Annotated in this window: 11 protein-coding genes; 4 read left to right on the top strand and 7 right to left on the bottom strand. The window is 36.0% G+C overall.

Going from position 1 to position 19,779, the window contains the following annotated elements; genetic code table 11:
- Window positions 1–2: 2 nt before the first annotated feature.
- Window positions 3–1,913, bottom strand: coding sequence for a PspC domain-containing protein (locus BELBA_RS17805; RefSeq protein ID WP_014774069.1), 1,911 nt, complete (start codon window positions 1,911–1,913; stop codon window positions 3–5).
- Window positions 1,914–1,916: 3 nt separating this feature from the next.
- On the bottom strand, window positions 1,917–2,246 hold the full coding sequence (locus BELBA_RS17800; RefSeq protein ID WP_014774068.1) for a PadR family transcriptional regulator: 330 nt from the start codon (window positions 2,244–2,246) through the stop codon (window positions 1,917–1,919).
- 402 nt (window positions 2,247–2,648) lie between these two features.
- Here BELBA_RS17800 and BELBA_RS17795 point away from each other — a divergent pair, with 402 nt between their 5' ends.
- Window positions 2,649–3,761: a putative type IX sorting system protein PorV2 gene (locus BELBA_RS17795; RefSeq protein ID WP_014774067.1), complete on the top strand. Its 1,113-nt coding sequence runs from the start codon at window positions 2,649–2,651 to the stop codon at window positions 3,759–3,761.
- A gap of 6 nt (window positions 3,762–3,767) precedes the next feature.
- The gene (porU2, locus tag BELBA_RS17790) at window positions 3,768–8,795 is read left to right on the top strand and encodes a putative type IX secretion system sortase PorU2 (protein WP_014774066.1); all 5,028 of its coding nucleotides are present in this window, start codon (window positions 3,768–3,770) and stop codon (window positions 8,793–8,795) included.
- Window position 8,796: 1 nt separating this feature from the next.
- On the opposite strand, the gene BELBA_RS17785 is transcribed toward porU2, so the two are convergent.
- Complete coding sequence (locus BELBA_RS17785) at window positions 8,797–9,495, bottom strand: TVP38/TMEM64 family protein (protein WP_014774065.1); 699 nt, start codon at window positions 9,493–9,495, stop codon at window positions 8,797–8,799.
- Between the two features lie 185 nt (window positions 9,496–9,680).
- On the opposite strand from BELBA_RS17785, the gene BELBA_RS17780 reads away from it, so the two are divergent.
- Entirely contained in the window at window positions 9,681–10,829 is a 1,149-nt protein-coding gene (locus tag BELBA_RS17780) for a cystathionine gamma-synthase (RefSeq protein ID WP_014774064.1), read from the top strand.
- 162 nt (window positions 10,830–10,991) lie between these two features.
- Here the strand turns inward: BELBA_RS17780 and BELBA_RS17775 are convergent, their stop codons facing one another.
- From BELBA_RS17775 to BELBA_RS17760, 4 genes are all read right to left on the bottom strand, one after another.
- The gene (locus BELBA_RS17775; RefSeq protein WP_014774063.1) at window positions 10,992–11,828 is read right to left on the bottom strand and encodes a hypothetical protein; all 837 of its coding nucleotides are present in this window, start codon (window positions 11,826–11,828) and stop codon (window positions 10,992–10,994) included.
- 4 nt (window positions 11,829–11,832) lie between these two features.
- Window positions 11,833–12,786, bottom strand: coding sequence for a Smr/MutS family protein (locus BELBA_RS17770; RefSeq protein WP_014774062.1), 954 nt, complete (start codon window positions 12,784–12,786; stop codon window positions 11,833–11,835).
- Window positions 12,783–14,084, bottom strand: a complete 1,302-nt coding sequence (locus BELBA_RS17765) for a cryptochrome/photolyase family protein (protein ID WP_014774061.1) — start codon at window positions 14,082–14,084, stop codon at window positions 12,783–12,785. Before BELBA_RS17765 ends, BELBA_RS17770 begins: the two co-directional genes overlap by 4 nt.
- 79 nt (window positions 14,085–14,163) lie before the next feature.
- Complete coding sequence (locus BELBA_RS17760; RefSeq protein ID WP_014774060.1) at window positions 14,164–18,738, bottom strand: translocation/assembly module TamB domain-containing protein; 4,575 nt, start codon at window positions 18,736–18,738, stop codon at window positions 14,164–14,166.
- A 13-nt stretch (window positions 18,739–18,751) separates the two neighbouring features.
- Here BELBA_RS17760 and tsaD point away from each other — a divergent pair, with 13 nt between their 5' ends.
- On the top strand, window positions 18,752–19,756 hold the full coding sequence (tsaD, locus tag BELBA_RS17755) for a tRNA (adenosine(37)-N6)-threonylcarbamoyltransferase complex transferase subunit TsaD (protein WP_014774059.1): 1,005 nt from the start codon (window positions 18,752–18,754) through the stop codon (window positions 19,754–19,756).
- Window positions 19,757–19,779 lie beyond the last annotated feature (23 nt).

Here is a 19,779-nt window from a genome sequence, read left to right as displayed (position 1 = left end):
TGTCATTTCATAAAGTAGGCTCCACTAAACTTCACTCTAGACAAAGAGTCTGATTTGCTTTGCTTATGTTCTGAGCGACAAGTGAGACAAAGCAATCCATCATCATTGAAAACCCAGTGATTGTCGGAGTTGACATCTCTAATTTTGTAACCATTCTTGGTCAGTGTACTTCTGATAATCGGCAAGATAGATTTGTCCATGACGAAAACTTGTTCGTAAGGCAGCTCAAGAATAAGATCGAGTTCCTGTACCCTAAATTTATTGATGCCACTCAGGTCCACCACTCTACTCAATTCTAGAATGCTATCGGTCAAGCTGTATTCATAAGGAATGGACTGTGCATTGAGCATGGCATCTTCATAGTTTTTTCCTCGGGCTCTGAATTCTTTGATCAAAGTAGGTGATCCCACATCAACTCCTTTAATTTCTAAAGAAATTTGTTCTTTGAATGCTGCTCTTCCTCTTTCTGTATCTGTTTTGATGACCAAAACACGATCGTTAAGATTCAATTCTTCTGAGGTAGTATGTGTGACATTTGTGTTGAATTCATTGACTACACTTGGGATTTGGAAAGCGCAAACTCCTATGCTCAGCAACCAAATTCCAAAGGTGATTAATCCCATTCTGGCTTCGATGATACTTCTTTTGACCCAAACGCTGATCGCAAGAGTAATTAAAACCAATCCCGGAATCAAGATCACAAGAGATGCAGCGATAGCAAGCCAGTCAGTTACAATATCCGTTATCCAAGTTGTAGGAAGATGCAGAGATCCCCATACAAATAACTCCTCTTGAGGGACGATATTGAAATAAAGAGCTAAAGCAACAATTGGGGTGATAGTGATTGCCAAACCGATGAGGAAAATGATCAATCCAAAGAGTACACGGATGATAGCTAGAAGTACATTTCCGATAGGACCGAGAGCTGTACCAATTCCATTGATGATCATTCCCAAAACTCTAAATGGTGCCATCAGCACTTTTCTAGCTGTACTTTCTTCTTTGGATTGTACGGGTCTAAGGTTTTCTTGAAGGGTCAGTTCAATGTTGTCCAAAGTGATTGCACCACCTTTCATCTGAATCCTTTCTGTAATTGATTTAGCAGAAGGTGTAATGATCCATAGGATAAGATAAATTACCAATCCTGAGCCTCCTGCAAAAATCAAGGCGATGAAAATCAGTCTTGCCCAAAGGACTTCTATTCCAAAGTAAGCTGCTATTCCACTAGCAACTCCACCTAATGTTCTGTCATCGGGATTTCTGTATAGTTTTTTGACATTCTTGTCTTCAGGGTTGTCATATGAAACAGGTAGTATTACCCACAAAACGATGTAAGCAACGAGTGCAAATAGACCAATTGAAAGACTGAAGCTAGCATTCCACGGCATCCAATTGAAGCTTCCAAATTTCAGGTTGCCACTGAAAAGCAAAAGAATAGCAATCAACCTAGTCCAAAGCGGATCGATAGAAAAGTAATTGGCAAAACCTGCACAGACTCCTCCGAGGATTTTGCTGCGTTCCATTCTAGAAATTTTCTTGTAGCCTTTTGTGCCATTTTCTCCAGGAGGAGTGATGAATTTGTAGAAGTCGTTTTCCTCTGATACATTTTCTTCAGCAGTTTTATCAGAATTGGATTCTTCGATTTCCTCCATAGCTTTGAAATCAGCTATCGTGCCCATCTTCTCGATGAGATTATCAACATTTTCAGCAGTGATTACCTGCTTGTTGTTTTTAAGATTGCTTAGAAATATCTCAGCTATTCTATTTTCTATATCAGAAATGATTTCCTGATTGTCTTCGTAATGGGAGAAATGCTTATTGATCGCATCAAGGTATTTCTTCAATACGGCGTATCCATCTTCTTCAATGTGAAATAAGATGCCACTGATATTGATACTTATAGTCTTTTTCATGTCTTAGCGCTTTGAGGTGATTAATTGGGTAGATTGGACTAAGGAATCCCATGTTTTGTCCAAAATTTGAAGGAATTCTGTTCCGTCTTCTGTGATGGAGTAGTACTTCCTTGGTGGACCGGATTCTGATTCTACCCATTTGTAGGATACCAAAGAGGCAGTTTTAAGCCTATTTAACAGTGGGTATAATGTTCCCTCAACCACGATCATCTTGGCTTCTGTCAATTCGTCGATCATGTCTGAGGCATAGACTTCGCCCCGAGCGATGATGTGCAAAATGCAAAACTCCAATAGGCCTTTTCGCATTTGTATTTGGGTGTTTGAAGCTGTCATATTTTTGCGTTTTTTTTAATTTTTTTTATCTGAAATAATTGGGTGAATTTTTTAAGGAATCATCATTTCATAAAAAGATTAAAAGAAAAACTATACCAAAGTTAAAGATGCTACCTTGCTATACCAGTTTCTTGGTTATCTTTCAAGATAAAATTCTTTAAAAAGTGAAAAAATATTTGAAAATTTTAATTAGAGCCACATATCGGAATTTTTGATTCAAAAAGATTTTTTATGAAGACAAGTGACAAGTAAGGGATTAGCAAATGTAGCTGTCATCTAAGCGTACATTTTTACGATCGATATCGGACAGTATTTTCTTGAAAATCAAGCGTTAATTTTTTGAAAATTAGCCAAATACTCTATTTTTTCTTTTTACTTTGCATTTGCGTTTAATAATAGTACATGGAAATTTTTAAATATTTTACGGGCTTTTTGATGGTCTTTTGTCTAGCACAAGCTAAGGCACAAAGTATCGTTCCTAAATACTCTAATGAATTCATGAATATTGGTATTGGTGCTCGGGCTCTGTCTATGGGTGGAGCGCAGGTTTCTTCAGTTCGTGATGTAACTGCTGCTTACTGGAACCCAGCTGGTTTGATAGGTGTAAAGCATGAGTATGAATTCTCTTTGATGCATGCAGAATATTTTGCAGGAATAGCTAAATTCGACTATGCAGGTTTCACTACAAATATTGAAGAAGATAATCAAATAGCCATTTCCTTAATTCGCTTTGGTGTAGATGATATTCCAGATACTCGTTTTCTCTATGATGCCAACGGTGCCTTAAATTATAATAATATTCAGTTTTTCAATGCCGCAGACTATGCTTTACTCTTGTCATTTGCTAGAGATGTAAGCGACGTGTTCAAGTTTGGGGTAAATACAAAAATCATCCATAGAAATGTTGGTAAATTTGCCTACGCTTGGGGCTTTGGATTAGATTTGGGAGGCATTGTTCTCTTGGATGAATGGAGATTGGGATTTATGCTTCGTGATGTTACTTCTACTTTCAATGCCTGGTCTCATAATGCAGAAATGGTAAGGGAAGTTTATGCGCAGACAAACAATGAAGTACCAGTAAACTCAATAGAACTGACTTTACCGAGAGCAATTTTTAGTGTGACAAGAGATTTTGAAGTCAATGATGAAATAAAATTGCAAGGTGTATTTGATCTTGATTTTACATTTGATGGAAGGAGGAATACAATTTTAGCAACAAACTTAGTCAGTGTCGATCCGAGGTTAGGATTGGAGGCTTCGTACAGAAACTTGGTTTATTTAAGAGCTGGAGGAAGTAATGTGCAAAGAATTAGGGATTTTGATTCCGAGACATCATTTGTATGGAAGCCTAGTTTTGGTCTTGGTTTATTTCTCAACGAGAAATTCCATATTGACTATGCTTTGTCTGATATAGGAGGAGTTTCTCAAACACCATATTCACACGTGTTTAGTGTAAAAGTAAGTTTGAATGATCTTGATGATAAGTTTAGGTTGAACAAGGGATGGAATGATTGATAAGTTATGAAAGCAAAGTTTTTTTATACATTATTATGTTTGTTGACAATCACTGAGGTGCTAGCTCAGACGAATTGGATCAATTATGATAATACCTACTATCGAATTCCGACAGCTGAAGATGGGATTCACAGACTTACTTTTACTACACTTTCAGCTTCTGGAATCAATACAAGCGGACTTGATCCAAGAGATATTAGACTTTACCATAGAGGAGAAGAGGTCGCAATCCATATTGAAGGAGAAAGTGATGGACGATTTGATCAAAATGATTTCTTAGAATTTTACGGAAAGAGAAATGATGGCACATTGGATCAGAAATTATATAAAGACCCTGCACATGTAGGGAATATTTTATATAATACACACAATGATTCTACAGCTTTTTTCTTTACAGTCACGCCTGGAACTCGTGGAAAAAGAATGGCAACCCGACAAGCTGCGGACAATTCTTTGCCAAAAGCGACAAGTTACCAGACAGAAGAGTTAAAAATTTATTCCGATCAATATAACTTAGGAAGAACCTATTTCCCGAGTACTCGGCTATCAGAGTTCGAAGAAGGGCAAGGCTGGATGTCTGCACCAGTAGTCAAAGGAACACCTAGAAATATTACATTTAGCTCTCTTGGTCAGATTCCTGCTGGCCTAACGGCAAAATTAGAAATTGGCTTAACTGGGAGATCAGAAACACCCCATTTAACAATTGTAAGGGCGGGTGCTAATTCTGCAAGTTTAAGAGATGTGGGGTCTTTTGAATACACTAATTTTGAAGCAATAAATGTGGAAATTCCTTTGCTTTCTACTGACTTCAATTCTGATGGAAGCATCACCGTCCAAGTTGTCTCTAATGGCCTAGCCAACCCTGATAATACCTCTATAGCTTATATCAAATTGACTCATCCAAAGTTGATTGAAAATAGAGATGTGTCAAAAGAAATAATTATTACAGAGCCAGGCAATGCTCAGTTAGAAATATTAAATGTAATCGCAGATTATCTTGCACATGATATCTCAGATCCACTAAACCCAATTAGGGTTCCAATAATTAAAACTGGAAATCAAATCAATTTCAGATCAGGAGTTGCTACTGCAGGCAGTAAGATATCACTAGAAAATGAATTGAATATCAATGTAATTAATGTGATGAAACCAGTTAGATTTAGGAATTTACTTTCTCAATCAGCTGATTTTATTATTGTCTCAAATAGAGCATTGAGAAGGCCTTCGGCAAGTTATGGGGATCCTGTTCAAGCTTATGCAGCACATCGAGCATCTGCCGCAGGTGGAGGATATGATACTTTGGTTGTGAATATTGATGAATTGTATGATCAGTTTACATTTGGTGAAAAAACGCCTCTTGCGATTTATGAATTTTTGAGAGCCTACTATCCATTGCATAAGCCAGATTTTATGTTTTTAATTGGTAGATCTACGGGTATTTTTAGTACTGCCAGAGAAGGAGGAATAAATTACTTTTATAGAAACAGACCATCAGCATTTCAGTTTCAAGATATGGTTCCACCAGCGGGATATCCCTATGCAGACAATAACTTCTCAATCGGTCTAGACCCTTTAAATCCATTTGTTTCTGCAGTTGCTATTGGTAGAATTCCAGCTAGAACCCCAAATCATGTTGCTGATTACTTGGATAAAGCCAAAGAAAAAGATGCTGTCGGAGTTTCAGAGCCTTGGCAAAAGGAAATTATACATTTAAGTGGGGGAGTGACTGCTTTTGAATTAGATAGGTATTTTAATTTTTTAAATGGATTCAAAAATATTGCTGAGGGGCCATATTTAGGAGGTAATGTCACTACCTATAGAAAGCGTTCCAATTCAACTATTGAGTTAATCGATATTTCTGGCGATGTAAATAGGGGAACTAGTTTAATTACTTTCTTTGGACATAGTGCTCCAACTATTATTGATATTGAAATAGGATTTGCCTCAGACCCAACCTTGGGTTACAATAACCAAGGCAAATATCCTATGTTACTTCTCAATGGTTGTGATGCGGGAAATGCTTTTGGAAATGCTTTTACTTTTGGAGAAGATTGGGTGTTGACTCCAAATAAAGGGAGTACGAACTTTATGGCTCATGCTAATATTGGGGTAGATATTTATTTAAGAAGGTACAGTGAGTCTTTTTATGCCAAAGCTTTTTCAGATTCTTCTATGATTCATCAACCTATTGGTACGATCAGAAGAGAAACAGAAAAATTCTTTTATTTACGATACGGAACTTCTGAAGTCAACCGTGCCCATGCAGAGCAATTGGTCATGTTGGGAGATCCAGCTATTCGTTTATTTCCTGCCAACAGAGCTGATTATTCTTTGAATACAGAAGAAGTTACGCTTGGTAGTTTTGATAATGAACCTTTTAATGCACTTTCAGATTCTTTGCAGCTTGCTGTAGTTTTAAGAAATCTAGGAAGAGTCGATTTCGATTCCATTGATTTTAGAGTTACTCGACGACTTCCTGATGGAACAAATATCCAATATGACTCAAAAATGTTACCTCCTGTTTATAGAAGAGATACCATTTATTTTACTGTTCCTAACACGGGGGTTCAAGCTTTTGGAGATAATTTATTCACCATCGAAGTCAATCGATCTCGAACAGTCGAAGAGTTAACATACGCCAATAATACTATCACGACTACTCAGTTTATTCCATTAAGTGGAACACTCAATTTATTACCTTACAATTATGGATTGGTAAATGAAAGGAATATAGAATTGATTACGCAGATTCCAGGGAAGTCTGTAGAAGAGCGCACGCTTATTATTCAACTTGATACAGCTTCTGACTTTACTTCAGCAAGGAGAAGAGAAAAGAGAGTGACTACATCCAATATTTCAAGATGGCAGATTGATTTATTTGAAAATATAGCAGTGAAGGATTCGCTTACTTTTTATTGGAGATCCAAGTTTCTCAATCCGAGACAAGGTGAAAGTGACGAGTGGATTGAATCGAGTTTTTCATTTATACAGAATGGACCTGAAGGCTGGACACAGCGTGTAATGCCACAATTAGAAAGAAATAGTTTGTCGAACCTTGAAGTGGATCCAACTCAGAGAACATGGAAATTTGAGGATACTAGATTGAATTTTGGTGTATTCACTTTTGGTATTGAGGCAGATAGCTTGACATTTAGAAATACCCAATTCTACCTCGATGGTGTACCTCAGATTATTGATAATGTAAATAATGCCAATAGCAGACTTTGTCCAAATGGCTCTTTAGGTTTGGTAGCTTTTGAGCAGCGTTCTTTGACACCATATTTGGTTATTCCTATACCTGGCTTTGATATTTTGGATGGCAGGAGTTGTGGACGAGTGCCACAAGTAATTCAAAGCATCAGAAATGCCTGGCTCGCAGATCCGAATCAAAGAATTTTAATAGATTATATAGACGGTTTAGCAGAAGGAGATTATGTGACGATTTTCTCGGTGGGTAATGTGAATTATGAGCAATGGCAAGATTTTGTTTTTGCAAAATTGAAAGAAGTAGGAGCCAATGAAGCCACGCTTAGAAATCTCAAAAATGGAGAGCCATATATTCTTCATGGCAGGAAAGGAATGCGTCCAGGAGAGGCTATAGAAATTGTTGCAAAGACTGGCTTGGATGCTGATCCTAATCAACAAATCATCGAGTTCGAAACTGATGTAACAGGATATTTCACATCAGGCAGTATCATCACACCTAGAATAGGTCCGGCTTCAGAATGGAAAAGACACTTCAATGAAGTGAAATTTAGAGATTGGATTGATGAAGATTTGACAAATTTTGATGTCATCGGGATTGCTGAAAATGGAGAAGAATCTCTGCTCTTTCACAATGTCCAAGATGGTCAATTGGATTTGAATTTTATCAGTCCTGAACAATTCCCTTATCTACGTTTACGCTATGCTATGAATGATGATTCTGCAACGGCTCCAGCACAATTGGCCAAATGGCAAGTAAACTATACTGGAGTTCCTGAAGGAGTATTGATCTTCAAGGGCAAAGAACCGAAAAAGACGCTGCAAGAAGGAGAAGATTCAAGTTTGAAATTTGAGTTTCTCAATGTTTCTAAATATGATTATTTAGATTCAATTACAGTGCAGTGGGCATTCAATAATACTTCGCAAAGAAAAATTGAACGTTTTGAAATGAAAATTCCTGCACTTAAGGCAGGAGAAAGTCATGAATTTGATTTGGAATTCTTATCAGCTGGAAGAGGTGGAAATGTAGGAGTAGAGGTGTTTGCAAATCCAAGGATCATCATGGAACAGACTTTTAGAAATAACCTGATTGATCTAGTAGACTATTTTAATGTGATTCCAGACAACACGAATGCAATATTGGATGTCAGTTTTGATGGGACTTATATTATGGACGGTGACATCGTATCTCCAACTGTCTTGATCAATACTTTGCTTAAAAATGAAAAAACACTCTTACTCAAGAAAGATACCCTTGGTCTAGAGCTTTTTCTTAAAAAAGAATGTGATGGCTGTCTATTTGAAAGAATGAATTTCTCAAGTCCAAAAATTTCATGGTCACCTGCAACTGAAGAGAGTAGTTTTAGAATTGAGCTTTTGCCAGGTCCATTGGAAGATGGTGTGTACACATTTAGGGTAACTACAGAGGAATTGGGAGTTGATAAACCGTATGAAGTGAATTTTGAAGTGATCAATGAGTCAACAATTACCAATTTCTATCCTTATCCAAATCCATTTAGTACCAGTACTAGATTTGTGTTTACAGTGACAGGTTCAGAAGTTCCAGATCAAATCAAAATTCAGATAATGACTGTCACAGGGAGAGTAGTGAGAGAGATTCTGCAAGATGAGCTTGGCCCAATTAGAATTGGTAATAATATTTCTGACTTCGCTTGGGATGGAAGAGACGAATTCGGAGATCAGCTTGCAAATGGAGTTTACATTTATAGAGTGCTTGTCAGAAAAGACGGTCAATTCGTAGAACCTAGAGCCACGGCTGGAGATAAAGGATTCAAACAAGGATATGGGAAAATGTATTTATTGAGGTAATTTACTCTTTGAAAAATCTCCAAATCCCCAAAATACTCAGAGCTAATAAAATGATAAATATCCAGCCTTTTCCACTTATCCCTTCTTGTTGAATAGCAGCATAAATGCTAGATGCTATGGTGCCTGAGAAAAAAACTAAGGTGGTGCGAGGTAACATACCCAAGGTTCCAAATATGACAAGTTTTTTCCAGCCGCTTTTGATCAAAGCAAAAAGTAAATTGGATAGTGCAAAAGGAATTATAGGACTCAAGCGTACGAAGAAGATGAGTTCACCTATTTTGCCCTCTTTCTTTTGAAGCAAATCTCTAGCTTTTGGATATTGCTGAAGAATAACTTCTAAACTATTGCCGCCAAGTTTCTTTCCCCAAGCATATCCTAGGAGTGTGGCCAAAGTATAACCGATCACCACCCAAATGAATGATTGCCATCCAAATAAGAATCCCGATAGCGCGGCAAATAGCGTTGTAGGCATTAAAGCCAAGCCCATTAAAAATGTTGCAGTACAAACAAAGACGAGAATAGTGAAAAGTGATCTGAAATCAATCACTTCCAAAAACGACAGATAGCTAACTGCTAGAGGAACTAAAAACAAGCTACAAATAGAAGGAATCAAACTTACCCAAATCAGCGCCAAGGCCACCGCTGGATTACTCTTTCCGATTAGTTGGATTCTCTTGAATATACCTTCCTTTTTTTCCATCTTTGGTCAATAATAATGCAAAGAAAGCATTTATGATTGATCTAAAGATGGAATTCTGAATTTCTAACTTGATTTTGGAATTCTGAAGCTAAGTTCTTGTTGTATCAATGAAAATCAACCCCTAAATAGCTAAAAATTTACTACCTTAAAATTTATCTGGAGCAAATATTTTGAAAACGACATCTATGAAATTTGGAACGAAAGCAATACACGCTGGCGTAGAGCCGGATCCTTCTACGGGAGCGATAATGACTCCTATTTATCAAACTTCGACTTATGTGCAGCGCTCTCCAGGAGATCATCAAGGTTACGAATATTCGAGAACACATAACCCAACACGTACAGCGCTTCAAAATAATCTTGCTGCTTTAGAAAATGGAAAGCACGGATTATGTTTTTCTTCAGGACTTGGAGCTATAGATGCAATTATCAAATTACTCAATCCAGGTGATGAAGTGATCAGTACAAATGACCTTTATGGCGGATCATACAGGATTTTTACCAAAGTATTTGAGCGATATGGAATCAAATTCCATTTTGTGTCCATGGAAAATCCTGAATCCATTGAAAAATATGTCAACGACCGAACAAAGTTGATTTGGGCAGAGACGCCAACCAATCCAATGATGAACATCATTGATGTAGCCGGTATAGCTACTGTGGCTAAAAAACATCATGTTCTTTTTGCAGTGGACAATACTTTTGCAACACCATTCTTACAAAACCCACTTGATCTGGGAGCCGATATAGTGATGCATTCTGTTACCAAATATCTAGGTGGGCACTCTGACGTGGTAATGGGTGCAATAATTGTTAATGATGATCACTTGGCTGATCAATTAGCATTTATTCAAAATGCATGTGGTGCTACTCCAGGTCCTCAGGATTGTTTTCTGGTTTTGAGAGGTATTAAAACCCTGCACATAAGGATGGAAAGACATTGTCAAAATGGCAAAACAATAGCTGCATATTTGAAGAATCATCCAAAAGTAGAAAAGGTATATTGGCCAGGTTTTGAAGATCATCCTAATCATCAAATTGCCAAAAAGCAAATGAGAGATTTTGGGGGAATGATATCATTTACTTTGAAAGGAAATAAAATAGAAGATGCAAAAAAAATTCTTGAGAATTTACATTTCTTCGCATTGGCCGAATCATTAGGTGGAGTGGAATCACTTTGTGGACATCCTGCAAGTATGACCCATGCGAGTATTCCAAAAGAAGAAAGAGAAAAAATAGGTTTAGTAGATTCTTTGATTCGATTGAGTGTAGGTATCGAAGACGCAGAAGATCTGAAAGAAGATCTTAAAAAAGCACTTGATATTATTTCCTAAGTTTTAATTTTGCAATTGCCAAGCTATTGAAAAGGATTTCTAAAAACCTATCAGATGGTTTTAGATTGATAAAGACAAAGGCCTAGTTCGATCACCGAGTTAGGCCTTTTTAAATTGAAGTATTCCTCAAAGACTTGTCTTTATTAAATTAGAAGTCAATTCTCATACCCAAAGAATCTTGCTAAAAAGGTTCTTGCATTGTTTTTCAACTGACATGGTAAATATTTTTTTATCAGCTTTTAGGTCTTTAAGGAGATCTTTGTATTTTTTTGATATTTCATCCTTTTCGCTAAAAAAATAAACCAAATGCTGTGTGAAAAGTTGGTTTTGATACCATGATAAAAGGGAAGTTTGCAATTCCTTCATTTTTTCGTGCACTTCTTCTACGAAAATAGCATTTAGTCCAGACTCTATCCTGATATTTTCTAATGCGATGATAACTCTAAGTCCTTCATAAATGTCCTTCAAGGCTTTGTTGTCGAGTTTAGTTTGATGTTCTAAATTGAAAAACTCTAGCTCTTCATTAATAATTTGAGTCGTTGCTGTATTGACCATTAAAGGTTGCAATGCTAAGCTGTTTTTATAGACATTTTCATAGAACTTTTCCCATTTTTCAAGAGGAGTTGATAAAATCAAATCATAAATTTTATTGTAGTGATCCTTTTTTTCATCTAGCAGAAATTTTTCGTAACTATTGTAAGTGAGTTTATTTTTAAGCTTGACTTTATTTAATTCTTCAAGAACTAGTTTCAAATGTTTTGTTTTCTTCAATCCCTTAAAGATCTCTTTGAAAGGCTTAAATACTTCGAATTTTAATTTCCTTTCCTCAAAATGAATTTTGGAAATCAAGTCAACATAAATTTCTAAAAAAATTAACTTTTGCTCTAATTCAACTGCCTTTTTCCCTTTATACTGTCTGCCTAAAATAAGGAAAGCGTTTTTTGCTTCTTCATATTGCGAATCAAATAAGCGGAAAATTGGAGAGATCTTACCTTTCATGGATTTAGGATATTCTAACTAAAGTTGCACCATAACCGAAGCGACTTTTATCTGTATCTTGAAAGTACTTAATATTTTCTAATTGGCTTAGATACTTATGAATTTCTTTTTTCAATGTCCCATTTCCAATACCGTGAATAAAAGTGATCTCATCCATTCCATGTGCGATGGCATAATTTAGATTTTTCTCAAAAGTTTCCATTTGGAGTTTCAGCATTTCGCTATTGCTCATAAAAGGATAGTCTTTTGTCAATTTCTCAATATGGAGATCGATACTTTTTTCAGGTCTAGGGAAATTCGCTGTATTGGTATAAGAGCTGTCTTTTTTAAGCTCTTCGTTCAATAGCTTGACATCAATATCTTTTGAGTTTTCTGAAAGCTTGAATAAATAGCCGTTTTTTTCTAGCAAGGGTACTTTTGATTTGCTTTTAAAAAATGAAGTGGCCTTAAACTTGACCCTTCTTTCAAATGATGCTTGTGTTTTTTCGATCTTTTTATGAATTGGGAAAAATTGACAAAGGAGCGTTGGCCAATCCTCGAAGTCTGAAATAGATTTTTCTCCAATTTTCTTATTTCCTTTTGATGGCAATTCTCCGGCAACCAAAGTCTGACTGTTATCTCCAAAGACTTCTGATACCATCATGAGATAATTTCTTTCACTTGAGTTGACAATGTAAATGCTATGGTCTTTGTCATTAATAGGCAAATACGCCAAAAACACACCTTCTTTTTGGTCAGAAGTTGATGAACCTGGTGAAAAAGTTGTGGTTTTTTCTTCTTTTACTCCATCACCAAAATACTGTCTTTCTGAAGCAGAAATGACAACGACTTCATTTTTCAAGGCAGGGATTCTAAATCCATCTTCGATTTCGATTTCAATCCTTCCGCCAGCTGATATTTTTGTAATTACACCTTCTTCATTGCCATGCAGCAATCTTACTTTGTCTCCTATGTTCATGAATTCAATGCTGATTTATATGTTTCCAAAGCCCGTTCTCTAGCAAATTTATGCTCTACCATCGGCTTTGGGTATTTGTCGGTTCCATATTCAGGAACCCATTTTTTGATGTATTTAAGTTCTTTGTCAAATTTCTCTGTCTGAGACTCTGGGTTGAAAACCCTAAAATAAGGCTGGGCATCCGTTCCTGTTCCAGCAGCCCATTGCCAGCCTCCATTATTCGAAGATAACTCAAAATCTAACAACTTTTTTGCAAAATAAGCTTCACCCCATTTCCAGTCCAATAAAAGATGTTTGGTCAAAAAGCTTGCTACAATCATTCTAACTCTGTTGTGCATATATCCTGTTGCGTTCAGTTCGCGCATGCCAGCATCTACAATAGGATATCCTGTTTTTCCATCACACCACTTTTGAAAATCTTCTTCAGAGTTTCTCCATGGAATCTGATCATACTGGGGTTTGAAGGCTTTGTCTGTAACCTGTGGGTTGTGTGCAAGAATCATCATATAAAACTCTCTCCAAATCAATTCATTCAAGTACGTATCATTTAGCTGGGCAGCTTCAAGAGCGAGTTTTCTTACGCTGACTGTACCAAACCTTAAGTGGATTCCCAATCTTGTGGTACCGTTGATTGCAGGGAAATTTCTAACTTGATCATATTTTTTGATCAAAGGTTTATTGATTTCAAGTGCAGGAATTTTAAGATTACTTTTTTCAAATCCCATATCGACTAAGCTTGGAATTGGAAGTGCATCTATTTTTAAGAAATTTCTCTTCCTTCCGTCTAGGGAAAGTGGAGAAAGCTTTGATTTCTTGAATTTGTCTAGCCAAATACGACTGTATGGGGTGAAAACCTTATAGAACTCTCCACTTCCATTGAGAATCTCACCTTTCTCAAATATTACTTGATCTTTAAAATCTAAAAACTGGCAGTTATTTTTCTTTGCTAAGTCTTTTATGGATTGATCTCTTTCCTCAGCATAAGGTTCGTAGTCTCTATTGGTATAAATATTTTGAATTGTATATTCTTTGAATAGAGATTGGAAAACTTCCAAAGGGTAGCCGTATTTTACTAGAATGCTGCTTTCAAAATCTTTCAGTTGCTCAGAAATGTTGCTAATCTGATCGTAGATAAATTGCACTCTCCTATCTTTTTTATCTTCTAATTTGTCCAAGATATTCTTGTCAAAAATGAAAAGAGGCAAGACGTTCTCTTCCTGCTCAAATGCATAAAATAATCCTGTATTGTCTTCTAACCTGAGGTCTCTTCTAAACCAAAATATGCTAATCTTTTCCATCTTCTTTTTATTGTTCTTTCAATCTAATTCTCAAGCTCAAAAATTGTTTGAATTATAAGCTTTGATTTTATTTTCCAAGCTATTGATCTTGTCTTTGCTCTTCTTTAATTCTCAAATCAAGGTTGTCAAGAGGAATTGGCTTCCAGTTTTCATTTTCTTCAAATTGATATCTCAAAAAATCATCCGTATCGTTAATCCTCAGTTTTTCTTTGTTTTTGTTTGTAATTCGCTCTATCAGTTCTTTGAATGAATTAAATGCAAGATTTTGGGATAGGGAAATGCCGTAGGTGGCCACATTTCTAGATAGAGATAGGGAAGTGAATGTGTTGAAATTGTTTCTATTATAAATGCGTAATCTATAGCGGCCATCCTGAGTAATAAGGTACTCAGCATTCCAATCTCCAGCTATGCTATTGATGTCAGCATTTCCTTGCAAATCTGTAAATCCACCATCTCTTGTTACTCGAAGTCGTCCATCTAAGAATGTGTAAGCCACGCGCAACTGAAAAGTTTCTAAAGCACTTTGATCCAAAGTCGCTAGGTCAATATCAACTTCTAAATTTTGATCAACTTGAGAAATAAAGCTATTCAGCTGAGAAGATAGAAGTTGACTTAAGTTGGAACTTGCGATATTGCTTACACCACTAAATTGACCTTCAGGCGAGAATGACCGCATCATGATGACAGAAAAGACTTGTCTATTTTTCTCTTGTTCGTCATTTGCAATTCTATTTCTAAAGGCAGATATGTAAGTTTGAAGAGCCCCTTCTGGAAACTCCGTGAAGTCAAAATCAAAAGCAATATCAGGACTCAAAAGATTGCCATTCAAATCCATGATTACTTTAAGTGGCCACCTTCTTCTTAATTGTGGGTCTTCGAGTTCTGTACCCGTTGTCCTGTTATTTTGTAAATTTTGAAGCGAAACACTCTCTTGATATGTTGCTCTGATGTCCATTATTCCTTCATAAGGGTCACCAAACCATGATATCCTTCCTCCAGGTTCTACCACAAATTCTCTTCTAATGATGTTATAAAGCGAAAAATTATATTTTGCTTCTGTGATTTCATAATTTCCTGTCATGGAAAAGTTTCCTTGCGTGTCAATGTTCAGTGTCAAAACTCCACGTCCTCTACCTTGGATATTTTCGCCAGTTCTTGGATCAATTTGAATTTCAGTATACGCATCCGGAGTAATGTCCAATACAAAATTCATTCTTACATTGTTGATCGCAAGCTTTTCGACTGATTCAGTGATGATTTCGTTTCGAGTAGTATCTCTTATATTGATAAAATCTTCTTGAGCTTGAACATTAGAAGAACCAAAAGGAATGATAATCCTTGTGTTAGGTTGAGAAGTAGCTCGAGCATTGATATCAAGATTATTTGCAGCTCCGAAGATATCGAGTGTTCCAGTCACATAGGCTGTTCCGTAAAACAATTCGTTATCTCTGGCTGAAGTATTCAAAACTTGAAAATTTTCTAAGTTTGAAGAGATGTCCAAAAGGAAATCTTGAAAACGATCATGCGTGATTCCTCCTCGCATTCTTGCTAGATTTCCATTGATATCTTTCAATAGAAGTTCTCGGAAGCTGATTTCATTACTTCCAAAAACCAAATTTCCATCTATCGTGTAAAAAGTGTTGAGATAATTTATTTTCAAAGAACCACCATTTACTCTTGCAGACCCAAGCACTTCAGGTGAATTGATTGTTCCTAAGATGTCTAGGCTTCCATTTACTGTTCCGCCCATTTGAGTTAGGTAGTCAGAGAGAAATGGCTCTAAAATAGAAATATTAGCTTCGTTGAGGTTAGCTTTTAGAGATATGGCATCATTTTCATTATTTATGAAACCTTCAAGACTAATCACTTTTTTTTCGTTTCTATAATTATTCAGTTCAAGGTTGATTTTGTTATCTGTCAAAAAAGTAGCTGCTTCGATATCACCAATAAGAAAATTATTGATAAAGAAATCTTTGATGTTCACATTTCCATTGACACCTAATCCTTCGTAGAAATTATTGAAAGCAAACATGCCATTTGCGGTTCCCTCAAAAGATTTTAAACTAAGCGTATTGAAAAAGTCTAAATTTACTTGGTTGAGCTGAAGTGCTAAAATCTGTTCTGGATCTTTAGAAATATTTCCATTTAATGAAATGTATTGATCTTTATTGATCAATTTGATATTATCAAACTCTACTTCACTATTGGCAATGTAGATTTGATTATTTTTATCGAATTGCCAGATTTTATCCAAGATTTTGAGTTCTGAAGGATCGACCACAATAGATGTGTGATCTGGGAAAATTTGGATCTCACTACTCAATTTAAAATAACTTTCCGTACTCAATTGGTCTTGATTGTAAGTCAGCTCTATTTTTGATTCATCCCAGATCGCCTCGATTCCCAGATTGTTGAATGTCAGACCGTTGGTTAAGACTTGTTGTTTTGAGAAAATGTAAAAAGATGCCAAAACATTCTGGCTGTCAATCAATTTTGAGGTGTTGAAATCTAAATTCGTGTCAAAGAGAAAATTGCCATTGTAATAAATTGAATCCACACTTGAGAAAAAGTTAAAAATTGTATTTGAGGGTGTTTGATAGAATGCACCTTCAATAATCGTATTTTTTGAGATCGAAGCTTTTGGTTCAACAATATTAATCAATGGATTGATATCAATAAAATTAAGATTGATATCAATATTGTAAGGCTCAAAATCATCCTTACTAATTGGAGAACTCGGTTCGGGTGAATTCGTTAAAATTGCCCAATATTGTTTAGAGAGCATCTCTACATCTCTTAAGAGCTCTTCTACTTTGAAATTACCTGAAATTCCAGCTACCAAATAATCAGAATTCAAAGAAACTAATCTTGATTGATCCGTAAAAAGAGATTGGAAGAAAAAATTATCAATGAAGACATTTCGACCTTCATAGCTCAAATTAAGATCACTAAATCTAGCTATTCCCTCAATATCATCCAAAGTAATCCCTTTGGTATCCATATCGACTTTTCCACTGATGAAGAGATCCCGATCAATAATATTCAATTCTTTTAAGAATGCGGTATCCACTTGAACATTCAGACGAATAGAGTCTTTGTTGTCTCGTAAATCTAGGACTCCATCGAAATTTGCTTTTAGATTTGGGTCGTTCACTTCTAGTTTTCCGCTAAAAAGATCTTTACCATAAGTAGCGTTGCTTCGAATGTTTTCATAATCATAATTGTAAATCCCAAGCTTTTTGATGTTGGCATCTACTTGAAGAAGAGCAGTTTCAAGCGTAAGACCTGTTCCTTTAATTTCTCCTGTAAGGCTGACTTTTTGAAAATTGTCTTTGTCTTCTAGGAGAATTCCTAAATCCAAGTCTTTTAGCTCTAAGCGCCCATTATAGGTGGGTTGATTGTTTTCAAATTTATAATTTAATCTACCAATCATTTGACCAATTTCAGTTCTGAAATTACCATTTGCGGTGAAATTTCGCAGATATCCAGAAAAATCAGTATCGAAGCGAATATCTCTGAATTTGTTGACTTCAACTTTAGCTTCTTCACTGATATAAGGTGAAAGGTCCTCACTATTTAAAATGGAGTTGAGGAGTGACATTTCAAAAAAAGTGTTCTTGACATCTGGCAGACCTTGAATGTCAAATTTACCAAAAAGAGCACTCCTCTTGCCAAATCTGATCAACAATTGTTCTGAGGAAAGATCATTCACTTTTCCTTCAATATCTCCGCTAAGGGTTACTCTATCCTCAAAGTTGGGGATTTGATCTGAAAAGTATTTCAAATCTTTGATATCTAAGGTTGATTCATTCAGACTGGCTTGGATGCTTACTTCTTCATTAAAATTGGAAAGGGCTTTTACAGATTCGTAACTAAATTTGAGATAATCTTTGATTTCTGTTTGATTTGATCTTAAAAATAAGTTGTCAAACTCCATAAAAGTAGGAGTGTAAGTAAAGTCAGTCTTCAACTGCTGAATTACAATGCCAGAGTTGATTTCAATTCCTTTGAGATAATTTGTTTTGAAACCAATCTTACCTTGAGTTGTATAGAATTCATCTGCGTCAGCTAGTAAATCTCTGAATTTTAATTGATTGTAATCAAACCCCTCCGTTATAGGTGTCGCAGCATAATTGAGTATGTCTAGAGACGTTTCTTCTAAAAATATATTTCCAATGCTGAATTTGAATTGTTTATTTGGTGTTTTTGCTTTGGGAATGAGTCTATTTACTTCATTGAAAAAGGTGGTGATATTTAGATTTTCCCCACTTTTATGACCAATGATTCTTACATTACCGTTGATCATTTTGATCTGATCTAGGCTTGGATTCTCTGCGTCCAAGAGTCCTTTTACAGAAAAATCAATATAAACTTCTTCAAGATTGATCATCAAGCTATCCTGCTGATCATATATGACCACATCAGTAAGACTCACAGCATCCCACCAGCGGATTTTTACTTTATCTATAGAAGTGTCAAATCCTGTTTTATCAGTAATATATGCTGTAAGAAATCCAGATACTTTGGTCTGGATAAAAGGGATTTGTAAGGCAATCACAAAAAATACAAGTCCCAAAACTAGGAAAAGTACTGACCTGAAGAGCAGTTTAAAGGCTTTCAGTATTTTTTCCGTAACTTTCGACTTCTTTTCCAAAGGGACTTATACAATGAATGTAAATATTCTAGCCATAGAATCATCTTGTGATGAAACTTCGGCTTCTGTTATATCTAATGGCAAAATACTTAATAATATTGTCGCCACGCAATCTGTTCATGAAAAATATGGTGGAGTAGTTCCTGAATTAGCTTCAAGAGCTCATCAGCAGCATCTTATTCCTGTCGTGCACGAAGCTATAGAATCTTCTGGAATCAGCAAGAAAGAACTTTCAGCTATTGCTTTTACAAAAGGTCCTGGTTTGATGGGATCCTTGATGGTTGGAGTTTCTTTTGCTAAATCTTTTGCTTTTGCCTTAGGTGTTCCATTAATAGATATTAACCACATGGAAGCACATATTTTGGCTCATTTTATTGATGAACCAAAGCCTGAATTTCCATTTATTTGTCTGACGGTCAGTGGTGGTCATACGCAATTGGTTTTGGTGAAAGATTACTTAGACATGCAAGTGATAGGAGAGACGATGGATGATGCTGTTGGAGAAGCTTTTGATAAGACTGCAAAACTACTTGGTTTGCCATATCCAGGAGGGCCATTGATTGATCAATATGCTAAAGATGGTAATTCAAAAGCATTTCAATTTCCAATTTCTAATATGCCTGATTTGACATTTTCTTTTAGTGGAATCAAGACTGCTGTTTTATATTTCTTGAGAGATAATTTGAAAGAAAATCCTCAGTTTGTGGAACATAATTTGGCGGATATTTGTGCTTCGGTACAATATACCTTGATACAAACTTTGATGCAAAAGTTAAAAAAGGCTGCCAAGCAGTATAAAATAAAAAATATTGCAATTGCAGGTGGTGTATCAGCAAACTCAGGTCTGAGGAAAGAATTGGAAACATTGGCCAAAGAATTCAAATGGAATGTATTTGTACCAAAGTTTGAGTATTGTACAGATAATGCAGCAATGATTGCCATGGCTGCACATTTCAAATATCAAAATGGTCAATTTTGTGGATTGGACGTAAGTCCTGAGGCAAGGATGAAAATATGACCTTTGGATCAAAGGCTGTGGGC

Source organism: Belliella baltica DSM 15883, assembly GCF_000265405.1.
GTDB classification, from domain to species: domain Bacteria; phylum Bacteroidota; class Bacteroidia; order Cytophagales; family Cyclobacteriaceae; genus Belliella; species Belliella baltica.
This window is presented reverse-complemented; position numbering and strand designations above follow the sequence as displayed.

Excerpts from the sequence above, each read along its gene's own strand:
- BELBA_RS17805 (WP_014774069.1), bottom strand. The coding sequence starts at position 1,913 with ATGAAAAAGACTATAAGTATCAATATCAGTGGCATCTTATTTCACATT.
- BELBA_RS17800 (WP_014774068.1), bottom strand. The coding sequence starts at position 2,246 with ATGACAGCTTCAAACACCCAAATACAAATGCGAAAAGGCCTATTGGAG.
- BELBA_RS17795 (WP_014774067.1), top strand. The coding sequence starts at position 2,649 with ATGGAAATTTTTAAATATTTTACGGGCTTTTTGATGGTCTTTTGTCTA.
- porU2 (WP_014774066.1), top strand. The coding sequence starts at position 3,768 with ATGAAAGCAAAGTTTTTTTATACATTATTATGTTTGTTGACAATCACT.
- BELBA_RS17785 (WP_014774065.1), bottom strand. The coding sequence starts at position 9,495 with ATGGAAAAAAAGGAAGGTATATTCAAGAGAATCCAACTAATCGGAAAG.
- BELBA_RS17780 (WP_014774064.1), top strand. The coding sequence starts at position 9,681 with ATGAAATTTGGAACGAAAGCAATACACGCTGGCGTAGAGCCGGATCCT.
- BELBA_RS17775 (WP_014774063.1), bottom strand. The coding sequence starts at position 11,828 with ATGAAAGGTAAGATCTCTCCAATTTTCCGCTTATTTGATTCGCAATAT.
- BELBA_RS17770 (WP_014774062.1), bottom strand. The coding sequence starts at position 12,786 with ATGAACATAGGAGACAAAGTAAGATTGCTGCATGGCAATGAAGAAGGT.
- BELBA_RS17765 (WP_014774061.1), bottom strand. The coding sequence starts at position 14,084 with ATGGAAAAGATTAGCATATTTTGGTTTAGAAGAGACCTCAGGTTAGAA.
- tsaD (WP_014774059.1), top strand. The coding sequence starts at position 18,752 with ATGAATGTAAATATTCTAGCCATAGAATCATCTTGTGATGAAACTTCG.